The 16,351-nt window shown below is 61.8% G+C and carries 14 protein-coding genes and 2 tRNA genes; 15 read left to right on the top strand and 1 reads right to left on the bottom strand.

Annotated elements, in window-relative coordinates; genetic code table 11:
* From B5D13_RS03225 to rplT, 5 genes are all read left to right on the top strand, one after another.
* The coding region (locus tag B5D13_RS03225; RefSeq protein WP_078686899.1) for an MBL fold metallo-hydrolase at positions 1–709 on the top strand (709 nt) is incomplete at its 5' end.
* 50 nt (positions 710–759) lie between these two features.
* Positions 760–846: transfer RNA gene (locus tag B5D13_RS03220), tRNA-Leu, on the top strand.
* Between the two features lie 283 nt (positions 847–1,129).
* The gene (gene infC, locus B5D13_RS03215) at positions 1,130–1,708 is read left to right on the top strand and encodes a translation initiation factor IF-3 (protein WP_180363901.1); all 579 of its coding nucleotides are present in this window, start codon (positions 1,130–1,132) and stop codon (positions 1,706–1,708) included.
* Between the two features lies 1 nt (position 1,709).
* Positions 1,710–1,910: a 50S ribosomal protein L35 gene (gene rpmI, locus B5D13_RS03210; RefSeq protein ID WP_078686897.1), complete on the top strand. Its 201-nt coding sequence runs from the start codon at positions 1,710–1,712 to the stop codon at positions 1,908–1,910.
* Positions 1,911–1,957: 47 nt separating this feature from the next.
* The gene (gene rplT / locus B5D13_RS03205) at positions 1,958–2,320 is read left to right on the top strand and encodes a 50S ribosomal protein L20 (protein WP_078686896.1); all 363 of its coding nucleotides are present in this window, start codon (positions 1,958–1,960) and stop codon (positions 2,318–2,320) included.
* Between the two features lie 390 nt (positions 2,321–2,710).
* Here rplT and B5D13_RS03200 read toward each other — a convergent pair whose 3' ends face one another.
* Positions 2,711–3,919: an MraY family glycosyltransferase gene (locus tag B5D13_RS03200; RefSeq protein WP_078686895.1), complete on the bottom strand. Its 1,209-nt coding sequence runs from the start codon at positions 3,917–3,919 to the stop codon at positions 2,711–2,713.
* Between the two features lie 445 nt (positions 3,920–4,364).
* Between B5D13_RS03200 and B5D13_RS03195 the strand changes: the two genes are divergently transcribed.
* The 10 genes from B5D13_RS03195 to B5D13_RS03145 all read left to right on the top strand — a co-directional run bounded on the left by B5D13_RS03195 (position 4,365) and on the right by B5D13_RS03145 (position 16,222).
* Positions 4,365–4,440 (top strand) — tRNA-Ala (locus B5D13_RS03195).
* 55 nt (positions 4,441–4,495) lie between these two features.
* Positions 4,496–5,440: a radical SAM protein gene (locus tag B5D13_RS03190; RefSeq protein ID WP_234970662.1), complete on the top strand. Its 945-nt coding sequence runs from the start codon at positions 4,496–4,498 to the stop codon at positions 5,438–5,440.
* 95 nt (positions 5,441–5,535) lie between these two features.
* Positions 5,536–5,850: a hypothetical protein gene (locus B5D13_RS03185; protein WP_078686893.1), complete on the top strand. Its 315-nt coding sequence runs from the start codon at positions 5,536–5,538 to the stop codon at positions 5,848–5,850.
* A 123-nt stretch (positions 5,851–5,973) separates the two neighbouring features.
* On the top strand, positions 5,974–7,461 hold the full coding sequence (locus B5D13_RS03180; protein ID WP_078686892.1) for a nicotinate phosphoribosyltransferase: 1,488 nt from the start codon (positions 5,974–5,976) through the stop codon (positions 7,459–7,461).
* Positions 7,462–7,596: 135 nt separating this feature from the next.
* Complete coding sequence (gene argS, locus B5D13_RS03175; protein ID WP_078686891.1) at positions 7,597–9,441, top strand: arginine--tRNA ligase; 1,845 nt, start codon at positions 7,597–7,599, stop codon at positions 9,439–9,441.
* Between the two features lie 170 nt (positions 9,442–9,611).
* On the top strand, positions 9,612–10,283 hold the full coding sequence (locus tag B5D13_RS03170) for a MarR family transcriptional regulator (protein WP_078686890.1): 672 nt from the start codon (positions 9,612–9,614) through the stop codon (positions 10,281–10,283).
* Positions 10,284–10,525: 242 nt separating this feature from the next.
* Positions 10,526–12,667: a transcription termination factor Rho gene (rho, locus tag B5D13_RS03160; RefSeq protein ID WP_090991502.1), complete on the top strand. Its 2,142-nt coding sequence runs from the start codon at positions 10,526–10,528 to the stop codon at positions 12,665–12,667.
* A gap of 315 nt (positions 12,668–12,982) precedes the next feature.
* On the top strand, positions 12,983–14,392 hold the full coding sequence (locus B5D13_RS03155) for a hypothetical protein (protein ID WP_078686888.1): 1,410 nt from the start codon (positions 12,983–12,985) through the stop codon (positions 14,390–14,392).
* A gap of 3 nt (positions 14,393–14,395) precedes the next feature.
* Entirely contained in the window at positions 14,396–14,854 is a 459-nt protein-coding gene (locus B5D13_RS03150; protein ID WP_078686887.1) for a VanZ family protein, read from the top strand.
* A 153-nt stretch (positions 14,855–15,007) separates the two neighbouring features.
* A complete protein-coding gene (locus tag B5D13_RS03145; RefSeq protein ID WP_078686886.1) occupies positions 15,008–16,222 on the top strand; it encodes an ABC transporter substrate-binding protein in 1,215 nt (404 codons plus the stop codon).
* Positions 16,223–16,351: the final 129 nt, after the last annotated feature.

Below are 16,351 nucleotides of genomic sequence, written 5' to 3'. Positions count from 1 at the left end.
CCACGAGGGCTGCTGCGGCGGCCACCACCACGACGAGGGTCACGAGTGCTGCGGCGGCCATGGAGGCTGCTGCCACGGACACGGTGACCAGATTGCGATGTTTGTCGTAGGTCCGATTGAGACCAACTGCTATGCTTACGTGTCACAGGACGAGTGCATGGTCGTCGACGCCGGCAATTCCGGCGCGGCCATCGCTGAGCACCTTCCCGAGGGCATTCGCCTGAAGTACATCGTCGCCACGCACGGCCATGGCGACCACGTGGGCGGCGTCAAGGCCCTGCGTGAAGCTATGGGCGGAACGTGGTGCATCAACGCGCGTGATGCCGAACTTGCGCAGCACGCGGGGGAGCCGAGTGAGCAGGGGCGCTCCTACGACGACAACGCTCCCGAACCCGACATGACGCTCTCTGAGGGTGACGTGCTCGAGGTGGGCACGGCAAGGTTTCGCGTGATTGAGGCTCCTGGACATACGCCCGGCGGCGTCGTCCTCCTGGGCGAGGAGACCGCCGAGCACGTCTGCTTCGTAGGTGACACCTTGTTCCAGGGTTCGTGTGGAAGGACTGACCTTGCCGGTGGCGACTCGGAGGCTCTCAAGGCGACCCTCGAGCGTCTCAAGCGTGAGATTCCCGCGCAGACCAACCTTTTCTGCGGCCACGGTGAGCTGACCACGATGGAAGACGAGCTCCAGAGCAACGCTTACCTCAAGTAGTTGGCTTGGAATCTGCTATAGTCTTCGAAGCGGGCCTTGGCCTGCGTTTTGCCTGAGTGGTGGAATTGGCAGACACGACAGACTCAAAATCTGTTGTCGGCAACGGCGTGTGGGTTCGAGTCCCACCTCAGGCACCAGAGATATCAGGGGAGGGGGCCAATGGACCCCTCTCTTTTTATTCGGCCGTGTCTGAAAAATGTGAATCGCTAGAAATACCTCGCATCGGGCTTGCGTCTTCGCTCTGGCGGTGTACCATATCCAAAGCACGATTTGAAAGCGGGATTTCATCCCCACCTAAACGGCGCCATCAGGTAGCTGTCTGGTCAGACAATTTTTCTCGCCCGCTCGGGTGCCTGTCTCCTGGATGCTACTGTGCCGGGGGATATTTTTTATGCGGCCCTGCCGCATCGTGAAGGGAAGGTGTCCAAGATAGCCAAGAACGAGGGTCCTCGCATCAACGGCGCAATCACGTCGCGCACCTGCCGACTGATTGGTGTTGATGGTTCACAGCTTGGTCTGTTCGGTGTTCGCGATGCCCAGCGCATCGCCGACGAGCAGAACCTTGACCTTGTCGAGATCGCTCCCAATGCCGAGCCTCCCGTGTGCAAGGTAATGGATTATCGCAAGTTCAAGTACGAGCAGGATCGCAAGGCCAAGGCCGCTCGCAAGAAGCAGGTCAGGGTCGAGGTCAAAGAGATGAAGTTCAGACCCAAGATTGACGTGGGCGACTATACGACCAAGAAGAACCACGTCATGCGTTTCCTCAAGAAGGGCGCTCGCGTAAAGGTCACGATCATGTTCCGTGGCCGCGAGATGGCTCATCCTGAGCAGGGTCTTAACGTCCTCGAAAGGCTTGCTGAAGACCTGCGGCCTTATGCCACGGTCGAGCAGCAGCCCAAGATGGAAGGTCGTAACATGCACATGCTCGTTGCCCCGATTAAGGGTGCCTTCGACGAGAAGGCAGATGAGGGCGACGCCGAGAGTGAGAAGGAGAACTAGCATGCCCAAGATGAAGACGCACAAGGGTTCGGCAAAGCGTTTCCGCCGCACCGGCACTGGCAAGATTATGCGTGCCAAGGCTTTCAAGAGCCACATTCTGACCAAGAAGTCCCAGAAGCGCATTCGCGGTTTCCGCAAGGAGGCCGTCCTCACCAAGGGTGACGCACAGGTTGTCTCCCAGCGCATGGGTTCCAAGAACTAGGCGCGCCGCGTCATTTCGTTTGCATTTTTCCAAGGAGTTGATTAGATATGGCACGTGTTAAGCGCGCAGTCGCCGGCCGTAAGAAGCGTCAGACGCTCGTCGAGCGCACCAAGGGTTACTACGGCACTTCCTCCCGCACCTTCCGCGGCATGAAGGAGCAGGCCCAGCACTCTGGTCAGTATCAGTACCGTGATCGTCGCAACAAGAAGCGTGACATCCGCGCACTCTGGATTCAGCGCATCAACGCTGCGGCTCGTATCAACGACCTCTCTTACAGCAAGTTCATGCACGGCCTGAAGCTTGCTGGCGTTGAGCTTGACCGCAAGGTTCTCGCTCAGCTCGCCTATGAGGACGAGGCTGCTTTCGCCGATCTCGCCGCAGTAGCCAAGAAGGCTCTCGACGCCGAGTAGTCTTTGGCCTAAGGCTTTGGCTACATGGGACCTGCCACTTGTGGCGGGTCCCATTTCTTTTGCGCTTGAATGGCATGCCTTTCCCATGGCCCTTGTACCGGGGTCCTGATTCGTGGAACTCGCCGTCTTTCGGCGCTTTCAAGGCTCAACGCCTATTCGGCGAGGTGTTCTTTGCGTCTGAACAACTTGCGGTTGATGCTCTCTTCGCCCGCCCGATCGTTCATGGCCGCTTCTCGTCGCGCTGACGATGGGGGCGCTTAATGGCGTCGGGCGGACGGCTGCCCTTCCTGCGACGTACCAGTATCTCCAAAAGAATGCGCCCCCCTCCCTTAGTCAGGGCAGAAGGGCGCGTTGCGTGCCGTTGGTTGCTGCAGTGGGCCGACCAGGAGACTAGGATCCCAAGTGGTGCATGTGGCGCTTCTCCTCCTCTTCGAGGAGCTTCTCTTCCTCCTGCTTGAACTCGGGGTCCTGAGGCGATACCAGCTCATCGTCTCCGGTCTCAGGGTTCATGTGGTGCAAAAGGACCGGGTGGAACAGGTGGAGCTTCATCGCGATGACGGCTGAAGCCACAAAGAGCGACGTGAATATCACGATGCGAGGAATGACGCTTACCTGAGTCATTACGAAAGTCCCCAGGCAGAGAAGTGCCGACCATCCGTACATTAGAAGTACGGCCTGGCGCTGGTCGAAACCCTCGTCGATGAGCCTGTGGTGAATGTGGCCGCGGTCGGCCTGCCCAATGCTGACGTGGGCGCGCTTGCGTCTCACGATGGCGGAGAACGTATCGATAATGGGTATGCCGGCGATGACGAGGGGGACGATAATCGTCGTGAGGCCCGCGACGCGCGTGACCGAAAGGAGCGATACGATGCCGAGCGTGTAGCCGAGGAGCAGCGAGCCGGAGTCGCCGAGGAAGATGGACGCTGGGTGGAAGTTGTACCTGAGGAAGCCAAGGGTCGCCCCGACGAGCGCGATGGAGAGCGACGCGGCGTCCATGCGGTGCGCCATGACGGAGAGCACGAACATCGTGAAGCCCGAGATGCAGGCGATTCCGGAGGCGAGTCCGTCGAGACCGTCGATGAGATTGAAGATGTTTACGTACGCCACCAGGTAAAGAACGGTGATGGGATAGGCGAGTGGTCCCAGCTGCAACGCGCCCTCGGTGAATGGGTTGACGATGACACCGATCACCACGCCACTCGCAACGGCAATGGATGCTGCGACGACCTGTCCGAAGAACTTCTGGAGCGGCGTGAGCTGAAACACGTCGTCAAGCGCGCCGGTGACGAATATTGCGAAGAAGCCCAGGGCGACCATCTGGTAGTTGAGGGAGTGGAAGTGGGGCGCGGGGGAGAGGATCACGGGCCAGCCAAGATGCATGGTGCCGACGTACTGGACGACGAAGGCTGCGATGATGCCCAGGAAGACCGCTATGCCACCCATTCGGGGGATTGCAGTCTTGTTGATGCGGCGCTTGCCTGGGCGATCCACGGCGCCGAGCTGCCAGGCGATCCTGTGGGCGACGGGAGTCATCATGAGCGACATGATGAGCGCTGCTAGAAAGAGGCAAAGGTAGGGAACCCATGGTGAAGGCTGCATCGGCATGCTTTCGGGAGCCCTCCAAACATGAAAGTAGGTCTACATGACGTTTCAATAGTACTCGATGAGACCCCGCTGCTAAACGAGCCGGAGGTGGCTACGAAAAAAGAGCGCGGCACGCCGCGCACATCTTCTAATGTTGCCCATTTGATGCCATAAGTCAAGACTGGCATCTGCGGGAGAGTTCGATATAGTTTGAGGTGTCGTCCCCCTGCGGAAACAATTGGGTGAACCGACAAGCGTTTTGAGGGAGCCCATATATCGTCCCCATTACAGGCATCCTCCGTTGATGAGGAAGCTGGAAAAGGCGACGCGGGCACCCACCTTATGGAGGTGGGTTCATTTCGCAACCGCAGGGGGCGACTATTTCTTACATAACGTGAGCCCAAAATTCTTGTTGACATTGTTCAGACTAATTGCAAAAATGCTTCTTGCGCGTTTTCTTGGGGATGTAGCTCAGTTGGGAGAGCGCTGCCTTCGCAAGGCAGAGGCCGAGGGTTCGAATCCCTTCATCTCCACCATTTAAACCGTCGCCCGGGTGCCTAGCATTCGGGCTTTTTTATTAGAGGCGATTGTGTGACCTATCCCGAGTACGATTCATGCGAGCTCTGTCCCAGACGCTGCCACGCCAGGCGCAACGAGGGCAAAGCGGGATTCTGCGGTGCGACCTCGACACTGAGGGTCGCTCGCAGCGCCCTTCACTTTTGGGAGGAGCCGCCAATCTCCGGCGAGGCCGGAAGCGGTGCGATCTTCTTTACGGGATGCCCTCTGAGGTGCGTCTTCTGCCAGAACCACGAGATTTCGCAGGAAGGCTTCGGCCTCGAGGTCTCTACCGCCCGCCTTGCACAGATGATGATCGAGCTGCAGGAGCAAGGTGCCCTTAACATCAACCTGGTGACGCCCCTGCACTTCGCCCCGCACATCAGGGAGGCGCTGTCTCTTGCGCGTGCGGCGGGACTCTGCCTTCCCATCGTGTGCAATACCTCTGGATACGAGACTGTCGAGTCGGTGCGTGCGATGGCCGACCTCGTCGACATCTGGCTTACGGATTGGAAGTACGAGGATCCCAAGGTCGCGGGGTCGCTTTCTGCCGTGAAGGACTATCCACAGGTCGCCGCGGGCGCGCTTGCCGAGATGCTGGCATCGCTTCGTCGCGCGGGAGGGCGAAAGGTCGACGACGAGGGCGTCATGCGGCATGGAATCATTGTGAGGCATCTCGTCCTGCCGGGCCATGTGAGCGACTCCCTGCGCGTTCTCGACCACGTGTGGCAGATCTGTGGAAACGAGTGCGACCTTTCCGTCATGAATCAGTACACGCCCAACGAGCGCTGCCGTAAGGCGGGCGGCAACCTTGCACGCGCCCTGAGCAACGTCGAGTACGAAATGGTCCTCGACCACGCCGATGACCTTGGCTTTGAAAACCTCTGGTGGCAGCAGGGCGGAACGGTGTCCGAGAGCTTCGTCCCCGGCTTCGACGCGACCGGCGTCGAAGGCCCCGAGGTCTCGGTTGGGCGACCGTAGCCGAGCGCTTGCCTCCGTCGCATCGAAATGGCGCGTTTTGACATATAGTTAGGACGCAAAACCAGCGGGATGACCCGCCTTCGATTGGAGAAGAGATGGCTGACGACCCCCAGGGTCTGAGCGACGAAGAGCGTGCGGAGCTCGAGCAGCTTCGCGCCGAGAAGGCCAAGCGCGACGCGGCCGCCCGCGCACAGAGCGAGCGCGCCGAGCTCGAGCGCCTCAAGCGCGAGCAGCGCCGGGTTGACGAGCGCGCCGCTGCCGACGAGCGCACGCGCAAGATTCGAGAACGCAACGCCAAGCTCATGGAGCCCGACGACGACCTTCGCATGCCCGTGGGCCAGAAGATAGTCCTCCTCGCCGTCCTCGCTCTTGTAGTCATCATCGTCATCGCAATGAATCTGGGAAGGTAGCGCCCCGCGAGTCCCTTGGGCTTCACGCGAGGGGAGACGCCCTTCTCGACCGATGCCCAAGAGTGACTCGGGCGCCCCTCTTTCGTGTCCGCTGCCCACAAGGCGGCTAGGGGAGAAGAACAAATGGCTCTGACCGATTGCGCCAAAGCGACCGACGTCGCACTCAACACCGACCTTTACGAGCTCACGATGGCCCAGGGCTTCTGGGAGTCCGGCCTGGTGGACGTCGAGGGCTGCTTCAACGTGTTCTTTAGGGAGAACCCCTTTGGCGGGGGCTACGCCATCGCCTGCGGCATGGGGCAGATCGCCCAGCTGGTCGAGAACTTCAGGTTCGACGACGATGCGATCGAGTACCTGCGTGGGGTACAGGCCCCCGGCGGCGGTCCGATGTTCAAAGAGGGCTTCCTCGACTACCTCGGAGACTTTCGCATGCGCGTGAGCGTCTGGGCGGTTCCCGAGGGCGATCTTGTGTTTCCGCGCGAGCCCATGGTGCGCGTCGAGGGCCCGCTCATCGACTGCCAGCTGCTCGAGACGGCCCTACTCAATCTCGTGAACTTCCAGACCCTCGTGGCCACCAAGGCCGCCCGCGTCGTCCAGGCCGCGCGGGGTCGAGCTGTGTCTGACTTCGGCCTGCGCCGCGCACAGGGTCCCGACGGCGGCCTCGCGGTTGCGCGCGCCTCCTACATCGGCGGCTGCAACTCGACCTCCAACGTCCTGGCGGGAAAGATCTACGGCATCCCCGTGTTCGGGACCCATGCGCACTCTTGGGTCATGGCGTTCCCCTCCGAGCTCGAGGCCTTTCGCGCCTTCGCGGAGTCCAGCCCCAAGAACTGCGTTCTTCTTCTCGATACCTACGATGTCCACCAGGGCATCAAGAATGCCATCGTCGTCGCGAAGGAGATGGAGGGGCGCGGCGAGCGCCTTGCCGCGATTCGCATCGATTCGGGTGACCTCGCCAAGCTGTCCAAGGAGACCAGGAGGGCGTTTGACGCCGAGGGTCTCGGGTACGTGAAGATCTCGGTCTCGAACGACCTGGACGAGTACACCATCCAGTCCCTTCTCGCCCAGGGTGCGCCCATCGACTCGTTCGGCGTGGGCACCAAGCTCGCGACCTGCGACCAGCAGCCCTCCCTCGGCGGCGTCTACAAGCTCTCGGCCACGCGTGCCACGCCCGATGCGCCCTGGGAGCCGGTCATCAAGCTCTCCGAGGTGGCCTACAAGCGCACCGTTCCCGGCATCCAGCGCGTCATGCGCTACTTCGACGGCTCGGGCGCTCCGGTCGCCGACATGATCGTTGACGACTCCGTCGCGCGTGGAGACGCGAGCACGATCGTGGACGTTGTCGACGACCTCACCTCCTACGACGTCTCGGGCGCGGAGTCGCGCGAGCTGCTCGTCCAGCTGGTCGAGAGGGGCCGTCGCCTTGGCCCCGACGAGGACATCGAGCGCGCCAAGAGCCGCTGCCGCGAGGCGCTCTCGAGTCTCGACGTCGCCCACCGTCGCTTCCTGAACCCCCAGACCTATCCCGTGGGTCTCGAGATGGGACTCGCCGCGCTCAGGTCCGACCTGACGCGTCGCGAGCGACTCGGTTCGGGACGCAGCTCCAAGTAATCACCTTTGTGATTAAAGCTAAGGAGCTGATGTCACTTTTTTCGGAGTTGGGTTTCGCTTGATACCCGCTCTGCTAGACTTTTCGTCGTGAGAAATCCGGGGAGCATCCCGGTTAGGAAAAAAGAAGGAGTTAGTATGCCCGAGACCATCGAAGAGCTTGTCAAGCAAGCTATCGCTGCCGCGCAGTCCGCAGGCACTCTGCCAGAGTTCGAGATCGAGGATTGCGGCATCGAGCGACCTGCTGACACCACGAATGGCGACTGGTCCTCGACCGTGGCCATGCGTTCCGCTCGTCTCGCGCACATGGCTCCCGCGAAGATTGCCCAGGCCATCGTCGACAACCTACCCTCCGACCCCTCTGTCGCCAAGGTAGAGGTCGCGGGACCCGGCTTCATCAACTTCTACATGAGCACGTCCGCCAACAACGACGTCTTCCGCGAGGTTCGCCAGAAGGGCGACGACTGGGGCCGCGTCAACGTTGGCAACGGCCTGCGCACCCAGGTCGAGTTCGTCTCTGCCAACCCCACGGGGCCGCTCCACGTCGGACATGGTCGCTGGGCCGCCCTGGGAGACTCCCTCTGCAACGTCCTGGAGTTCGCCAACTTTGACATCCAGCGCGAGTACTACATCAACGACCACGGCTCCCAGATGGACGTCTTCGGCCGCTCCGTCGCCATGCGCTACCTGCAGCTTGGCCAGATCGCCAGCGAGAAGGGCATAGACATCGATGCCGCCGCCCAGGTCCTGGTAGAGGACCGTGGAAACTTCGTCGAGGACGACGCCGACGAGCACCCCGAGACGCACCCCTACATGGACGCCTTCAACGAGGCGCTGGGTGGAAACTCCTACGGCGGCGACTACATCGTCGACATCGCCAAGGAGTTCTGGGCGCACGACGGCGACAAGTGGATGGAGGCCGACCAGCAGGAGCGCGACGATGAGTTCCGCGAGCGCTCCTACCGCTACATGCTCGCCCGCATCAAGAAGACCTGTGACCAGTCCCGTTGCGTGTTCGACGAGTGGAGGAGCGAGCGCTCCTTCTATGTGAAGGACGAGAACGGCATGAGCATGGTCGACCGTGCCTTCGACACCCTCCGCAAGGAGGGCTACGTCTACGATGACGAGGAGGGTGTCGTCTGGTTCAAGTCGACGGCCTTCGGCGACGACAAGGACCGCGTCCTCATCAAGCACAACGGCGAGTATACCTACTTCGCATCCGACGTCGCCTACTGCCTCGACAAGTTTGACCGCGTCGACTACGAGATCAACATCTGGGGCGCCGACCACCACGGCTACATCAAGCGCGTCCAGTCCGTCGCCGAGGCCTTTGGCTACCCCGGAAAGTACGAGATTCTCCTCGGCCAGTTCGTCAACCTCCTGAGGAACGGTGAGCCCGTCCGCATGTCCAAGCGCAAGGGCACCATGATCTCGTTCCAGGAGCTTCTGGACGAGGTCGGCACCGACGCCACGCGCTACACGCTCATCAGCCGTTCCTCCAACCAGACGATTGACTTCGACATCGAGGCTGTCAAGCAGAAGTCGAACGCCAACCCCGTCTATTACGTGCAGTATGCGCACGCGCGCATCTGCTCCATCCTTCGCCGCGCCGCGGGCGTCACGGAGGACGAGGCCCTTGAGATGGGCATGGACGCCGTTGCTGCCAAGGCAATCGGCGAGGACTATGACCTCTCGCTCCTGACCGACCCCACCGAGGCTGCGCTCGCGCGCAAGCTCTCCGAGTTCCCGGACCTCATTGCCGGCGCTGCTCGCGACCGTGCCCCGTTCCGCCTCACGCACTTCTGCGAGGAGCTCGCTGCTGCCTATCACGGCTTCTATGCGGCCTGCCAGGTCCTTCCGAGCGAGGGACGCCCCGTTGACGCAGGGCTTTCCAAGGCGCGTCTTGCAGCCTGCGATGCCGTCCGCATCAACCTTGAGGTCGCTCTCAAGCTGATAGGCGTCACGGCTCCGGACGTCATGTAAGGTTTCCTTGGCGTAAAAATGAACTAAAATCACCTATCGGTGATTTAGCATTTTTCGGAGCGGGCATCATTGCTTTATGGATGTTTTTCGTCTGGGTAGCGTAGATAGCTATTTAGGCCCCACCAAGCCATTGGTGGGGCTCCTTTCATATTCGAGCATGGGAGGTATGGGTGGAGCTTCGTGAGTACACGTCGATACGACGTGCCTACAACCTCGTGCGGCAGCGCGTAGACTCCTCGAGTCGCCTGACCTTTGCCGAGTTCGCCATCCTCTGTCGTCTTCTCAACGTTGGAACCAGCCTCAAGACCTCCGAGATTGCCGAGTATCAGGGGTCGTTGCGTCCGACCATGACGCACAGGACCAAGCATCTTTCGAAGCTCGGGCTCATAGAGCGTGACAAGGGCGACTCCGACAGGCGTAACGTCGTCTGTACCATATCTGACGCTGGCGTCGCCTACGTCCACGAGCTGTGCGAGAGCGCCTGCAAGGAGATATCTGCGGGTCACGCCCTTGCGAGGACGACTCCGGAGCGCATCTGCCGATACGCCGACGCCATGGGCTCCGTCCCCTGCGCCGCCGGCGAGCTCACGCTCCTCGGCCTGTACGAGGCGGGCGTGGGCTCTCGCAGCATCTCCCAACTCGTCGAGGACCTTGGCCTGCTCCAGCCGACTGTGTCCATGTCGGTTGCCGCCCTCGAGCAGGAGGGGATGATCACCCGTGTGAGCGAGGGCGAGGCGAAGACCCTTCGCGTCGCGCTATCGGAGGCCGGTCGCAAGGCCGCCGAGGACCTCATCGACATAATCACTGACGTGATTGTTCGCAGAAAGCCGCGTAAGCATTAGCTTCCGATGGTATGGGCAGGCATTTCTCGCCTGCCTTTTTTCTTGTGGCGACCCTTTGCTCCGATAGACCGTTTATGCTATGGTCACGTTGTTTTGCGCCCTGCGCATTTTTCTCTGGCGTTTGCCAACTACTATCTGTTTTTCATTTTCATTTTTTGTAAGCCCGGGTTCTGCGTGCGTTCACGCGGGATGGCCGTGGGCATGACTGTCTGAGACACAGCTCCAGAAAGGTTTATACGATAATGGCGGAAGAATACGTCGAGTCCGTTTCTGCGACCGCTGCCGTTGAGGCGGAGAAGGCTCCCCAGAAGCCCAAGCGTCGCCGTACCAAGAAGGCCAGCGAGAGCGCTGAGCCGGCTGAGGCGAGCGCGGCAGAGGGTGGCGAGGAGCCCAAGAAGCCTCGTAAGCGTGCCACTCGCAAAAAGAAGTCTGACGAGGGCGAGGTCGCGGAGCCCGTTTCCGAGTCCGGCGAGGACGTCGCGGAAAAGCCAAAGGCGAAGCGCACGCGCGCTCGCAAGGCAACTTCGAAGAAGGAGGGCGCCGCGACGAAGGAAGAGGCTGCTGCCGAGCCGAAGGGCGACTCCGAGCCTGTCGCACAGGGCGCCGCCGAGGACGCGGAGGCTCTCAAGAAGAAGGCGCGTCGCTCTCGCAAGGCGGCCAAGGACAAGGGAGAGGACTCAGCCGAGTCCGAGTCTGCGTCTGCCGCTGAGACGGAGCCTGCGGGCGGGGAGGGATCCGATAAGAAGGTCCCCTCGAAGACGCGCTCGCGTCGCAAGAAGGTCTCTTCGGCAGAGGGCGAGGAGCTGGACGTCGAGAAGCTGAACAAGCTTACCCAGGACGCCACCCACGCCTCCTCCCAGGTGCAGGACGCGCCTGCGACGACTCTGGGCGAGGCGGACGGTGCAGCGCGCCCGGCATCTGCCTCCAAGGGCGAGGACGATGGGCGAAAGGGCCATGGCAAGCAGGAGGGCGAGGGCAGGCGTCGCCACAAGAGGGGGGAGCGCGATCGCGACCGCGACCAGAACTCCCGCAATGACTTTGGCGGCAAGCGGCAGGGCAGGAGCCAGCGCCGCCGCAACCGCAGGAACCAGCAGGAGGTCCTCGAGCCCAGCCTCTCGCGCGAGGAGCTCGAGGGCATGAAGGTCGTCGAGCTTCGCTCCAAGGCTGCAGAGCTCGGCGTGGATCACGTTGGAGCTCGCAAGGCCGAGCTCGTCGATTCCATCTATCGCGCCGCCGCCCTCGCAGAGGGCTTCCGTCCGGTCGAGGGAGTCCTCGACTTCCAGAACGAGGGCTACGCCTACGTGAGGACCGGCAACTACATGGCCGGCGAGTCGGACGCCTTCGTCCATCAGCAGGTCATCCGGCAGTACGGCCTGCGTCCGGGCGACTGGATCAAGGGCAGCGTTGCCCCGTCCAAGGGCAACAACAAGTATCCCCCTCTCAACAAGGTCGAGCTCGTCAACGGGCACGCGCCCGAAGAGATGAAGTCCCGTGCCCGTTTCCGCGACCTGACGCCCATCTATCCCAACGTCAGGCTTACCATGGAGCACGGTCGCGAGTCCATTACGGGTCGTGCGATCGACCTCGTCGCACCTATCGGCAAGGGCCAGCGTGGACTCATCGTGTCGCCTCCCAAGGCGGGCAAGACGACTGTTCTCAAGAAGATCTGCCAGTCCATCGCGGCAAACAACCCTGAGGTTCACCTGTTCTGCCTGCTGGTCGACGAGCGTCCAGAAGAGGTCACCGACATGGAGCGCTCCATCAGGGGAGAGGTCGTCGCGTCGACGTTCGACATGCCCGCGAGCAACCACACAGCCGTAGCCGAGCTCGTTATCGAGCGCGCAAAGCGCCTTGTCGAGCTGGGCGAGGATGTTGTCGTCGTTCTGGACTCAATCACCCGTCTGGCCCGCGCGTACAACCTCGCGCAGCCTGCGAGCGGCCGCATCCTCTCGGGCGGCGTCGACTCGGCGGCGCTCTATCCCCCCAAGAAGTTCCTGGGTGCCGCGCGCAACATCGAGAATGGGGGCTCACTGACCATCCTGGCGTCCGCGCTCGTCGACACCGGGTCGAAGATGGACGAGGTCATTTTCGAGGAGTTCAAGGGCACTGGCAACATGGAGCTCAAGCTCGACCGTGAGCTGGCGGACAGGAGGATCTTCCCTGCCATCGACCCGGTCTCCTCGGGCACCCGAAACGAGGACCTTCTCATCGATGCGGAGCTCCAGCCTTTCGTTTGGGGCATCCGACGCATCCTGGCCAACATGAACAGCACAGAGCGAGCGGCATCGGCGCTCGTAAAGGGCCTCAAGGGCACGAAGGACAACGAGGAGTTCCTTATCAGGTCCGCCAAGAAGGCCCAGCAGACCGAATACTTCGGCGCTTAGTTCCGAAACACGGTTACGATTTCGTGGGGGGGTTGCTCGCACAGGGCGACCCCCCACCTTTGTCGACACTTTCCCACAATTGACACTGTTTTTGCGGCAGATGCGCTTGCAAATGCCTCGATAAGCGCTACTATTTGTTCAGTCTGAGGTTTGTTATGCCTTGGGCGCATCGCGACGGTACACGAAGATAAATCACACCAAGCCGTTGTATATGGGGGCTCGCTCGTTCGAGAAGACCATCATCTACATACTTGATTCCTTTATCTCCTTTGCTGTTTGCTGCGCTTTCGAGGCGTTTCGGGGGAGGAGTGCTCTATGTGTCAAGAGAAGAGGAATCCGGCAGTCGTCGCAGGTCTCCTTGGGGTCGTGGCATTCAGCGCACCGCATGTCGCGCTTGGGGCTACCCAGGCCAGCGTCATCGATTCCCCGGTAATTCCGTTTGCCTTGGGTTGCGTCTCGGGTGCCGCATTTGCCGGTGCCGTTGGAATCATAGTCTCCCGCATCGCACATTCCCACGAGCGCAGCAACGAGGAACTGTTTGACTTCCCCGCGGCGGCAGGCGTCGCGGCCAATGCCAAAGAGGACGCGACGAGCGACCTTGCGGCGGAGGAGCCCACGGTCGTCTCCAACACCAATGTGACGAAGCCCTCTGCGGGCCAAAGCAGCCTTGTCGATCTTCCCTCGGTCAACCTGCCGGCACCGGCTTCCGCTGGCGTCACGTCTTCCGCTCGCGCCACCCGCAACCTTGGCGCACGCATCCCCGAGGTTAACGTCGACGCCCCGCGCGCCGCGTCCGTCTCCCGGCCTTCGGCGGCTGGAGCGACTCGAGCAGCTGAGGCTCCCGCGGTCGTGCAGGCCCAGGGTCCCGCGCACGCAACGAACGACTATGGCAAGATTGCCGAGAACTATGTCCGTCGCCAGACCTTCAAGGAGCGCATGGCGTCCCGCGCCCGCGGTGTCGCGGAGGTCCTCTCCGAGCGCCTTGGCGGCGACCGCTTCGAAGGCCTTCCCATCATCGAACGCGCCGACGGAACCGTTGGCGACGTGGGCACCGGCTGGTGGAACGCGCGACTGGGCGACTCCGTCCTGCGCGTCGGCGAGGTCTCGCCGACGGCTACCATGGGCGACCTCACCATTCCCGACTGGATGGGTGACGTCTCCAGCGAGCCTGTCGCTCGTTCGGCATTCGCCCAGGCCCCCGTGTCGGAAGAGGCGGCCAAGCGTCAGGCGCAGGCGCGCTCCGTCCGCATCGCACAGGCCGTCGCACCCGTGAACCAGGGCGTGTATCCCGAGAAGCGCAGCGTCGACGAGCTTGACCACGACGACGTCTGGGAGAGTGCCCTCCAGGCGATGGGCGAGAGGATCGCGCAGTACTCCTCCGCGCCCGTCTTCGAGGACGTCATCGGCGGCGTCGACACCATCGACGAGCCCGACAACCTCGAAGAGGCCACGAGCTTCATCCCGTTCAGGACTCCTGCGGGCCACCCTGAGGTTGTCGACACCGCTAGCTACGTTGATTACCTCATCAGCGAGGAGTTCTCCCGCAGCTCCTCCAAGGCCGTCCGCACCTCGTCGCGCAGGTACCTTCGACTCATCAGGGGCGGAAGTCAGAGCCTCAAGTCGACGGTTACCCTTCGCAGGATGGGTTCGCATCGCTCGTCGCACAGCGAGAAAGCCTACGTGCCCAGGCACATGGCCGTTCCTGACGCCGCCCAGGAGGCCTAGCCCTTGTCACGTGGGAAGCGACGGGGCGCCGCGGTCTGGTTCGCGCTGTCGCTTGCGTGGACCGCGCTCATCTGGGTCCATTCCATGGTTCCCGGCCCCGCCTCGACGTCTGAGAGTAGCTTTGTCGTGCAGCTCCTCGCCCCGCTCTTTGGCATGGCGGGGGTCTGCGACCGCACGGTCATGACCCTTCTGGTCCGGAAGTGTGCCCACTTCAGCGAGTACGCGCTTCTCGGCTTCCTTACCCACGGGCTGCGCTCGTCCCTTCCTCGCGAGAGCCTTCTGCCCTTTGGGCTGAGCGTCGTCTGGGCGATGCTCGCGCCCTGCCTCGACGAGACCATCCAACTATTCGTTCCCGGCCGAGCCGGGCTTGTCACGGACGTGCTCATCGACCTGGGTGGCGTGCTCGTCGGCACGCTCTCCTGCCACGCGCTTCTGCGTCGCGGCCGCTTGAAAAGCATCTGACACCGTCTGTCTTTACGCCACGCTTCAACTGTTAACGAGATGAAACGCCTTCTGCAACCAGGAGGCCATTGGCAATCTCATGCCTTACAGTCAGTCTCACCAATGCGCGGGTCAGAGGGATTCGCGCGCGTCCTGCGAAAAGGAGGGGCTGGCATGAGATTTGAAAAAATATCGCGTAGGAGCTTTGTGAGGCTCATGGGCGTAACCGCGGCTGGAATGGGGAGCTCTGTCGTAGTAACTGCCTGTGGCGGATCGTCCGGCGGCTCCTCCGACACCATCAAGATCGGCGTCATGGGACCGTACTCCGGTGACGTCGCGCAGTACGGCCTTCCGTGTCGCTATGGCGCGGAGCTGTACTTCGAGCAGATCAACAGTCAGGGAGGAATCGGCGGCAAGCAGGTCGAGCTCAACGAGCAGGACGAGAAGGGCGATGCCACCGAGGCCGTCAACGTCTACAACAAGCTCGTCGAGGACGGCGTCGTCGCGATTCTCGGTGACATCACTTCGACTCCCACCATCGCTGTCGCCCAGGCGTCCGTCGCAGACAACATGCCCATGGTGACTCCCGTCGCCACGGCAGCGGACGTCGTCAACCAGGGTGGCAACAACGTGTTCCGCGCCTGCTTCACGGACCCCTACCAGGGCAAGCTCATGGCTGACTTTGCGGCTGAGAGGGGCCTCAAGACGGTGGGCATCATCTACAACGTCGGCGGTGACTACGAGGTCGGCGTAACCGAGGCGTTCAAGGACGAGGCCGCCAAGAAGGGCATCTCCATCACCTCCGAGCAGGCCTACCAGGCCGGTGACGCTGACTTCAACAGCCAGATCACCTCGATTCTTTCGACATCTCCCGACGCGATCTTCTGCCCCAACTACTACCAGGACACGGGCAAGATCATTACGCAGGCCCGCAAGCAGGGCTTTTCGGGCTCCTTCATCGGAACCGACGGATGGACCGCGATCTCCAATCCCGAGGGCCAGTCCTACGCCTCCGGACAGGACCTGCAGAACTGCTACTACTGCGCCGCGTTCTCGGCAAACGACGAGGACGAGAAGGTCCAACAGTTCGTGTCCGACTATAAAGCCAAGTTCAATGAGACTCCCACGTCGTTCTGCGCCATGGGCTACGACGCAGCCATGGTCCTTGCCGAGGGCATCAAGGCTGCGCTCGATTCCGGCGTGAGCGACCTGGCCTCCGATGACGGCAGGCAGGCGATTATCGACGGCATCAAGAACGGTACCGTTGACGGCGTCTCGGGCCAGATCTCCTATCCCAAGAACGGCGACCCCGCGAAGTCCACGCTCATCATCGGCTTTGAGCCCGATGGCACCGAGAAGGTGGAGGAGAGCGTCCCCTACCAGGAGTAGTGCTCGGCTGTGTCGGCTTATGGCAAGCCACCCCTCTACAGGTCAGAGGGTCGGCAAGAGTCCCCGTGGCCGTCATCGTTATGTGATGGCGGCCATATGATGTACCTCAGGTTTTCTTGCTGTTACGGA

This window comes from Olsenella sp. KH1P3 (assembly GCF_900167315.1).
Lineage (GTDB): Bacteria > Actinomycetota > Coriobacteriia > Coriobacteriales > Atopobiaceae > Olsenella_J > Olsenella_J umbonata_A.
The sequence above is the reverse complement of the archived record's forward strand: the minus strand, read 5'-3'. Positions and strand labels throughout refer to the sequence as shown.

Excerpts from the sequence above, each read along its gene's own strand:
- rpmI (WP_078686897.1), top strand. The coding sequence starts at position 1,710 with ATGCCCAAGATGAAGACGCACAAGGGTTCGGCAAAGCGTTTCCGCCGC.
- rplT (WP_078686896.1), top strand. The coding sequence starts at position 1,958 with ATGGCACGTGTTAAGCGCGCAGTCGCCGGCCGTAAGAAGCGTCAGACG.
- B5D13_RS03200 (WP_078686895.1), bottom strand. The coding sequence starts at position 3,919 with ATGCAGCCTTCACCATGGGTTCCCTACCTTTGCCTCTTTCTAGCAGCG.
- B5D13_RS03185 (WP_078686893.1), top strand. The coding sequence starts at position 5,536 with ATGGCTGACGACCCCCAGGGTCTGAGCGACGAAGAGCGTGCGGAGCTC.
- B5D13_RS03180 (WP_078686892.1), top strand. The coding sequence starts at position 5,974 with ATGGCTCTGACCGATTGCGCCAAAGCGACCGACGTCGCACTCAACACC.
- argS (WP_078686891.1), top strand. The coding sequence starts at position 7,597 with ATGCCCGAGACCATCGAAGAGCTTGTCAAGCAAGCTATCGCTGCCGCG.
- rho (WP_090991502.1), top strand. The coding sequence starts at position 10,526 with ATGGCGGAAGAATACGTCGAGTCCGTTTCTGCGACCGCTGCCGTTGAG.
- B5D13_RS03155 (WP_078686888.1), top strand. The coding sequence starts at position 12,983 with ATGTGTCAAGAGAAGAGGAATCCGGCAGTCGTCGCAGGTCTCCTTGGG.
- B5D13_RS03145 (WP_078686886.1), top strand. The coding sequence starts at position 15,008 with ATGAGATTTGAAAAAATATCGCGTAGGAGCTTTGTGAGGCTCATGGGC.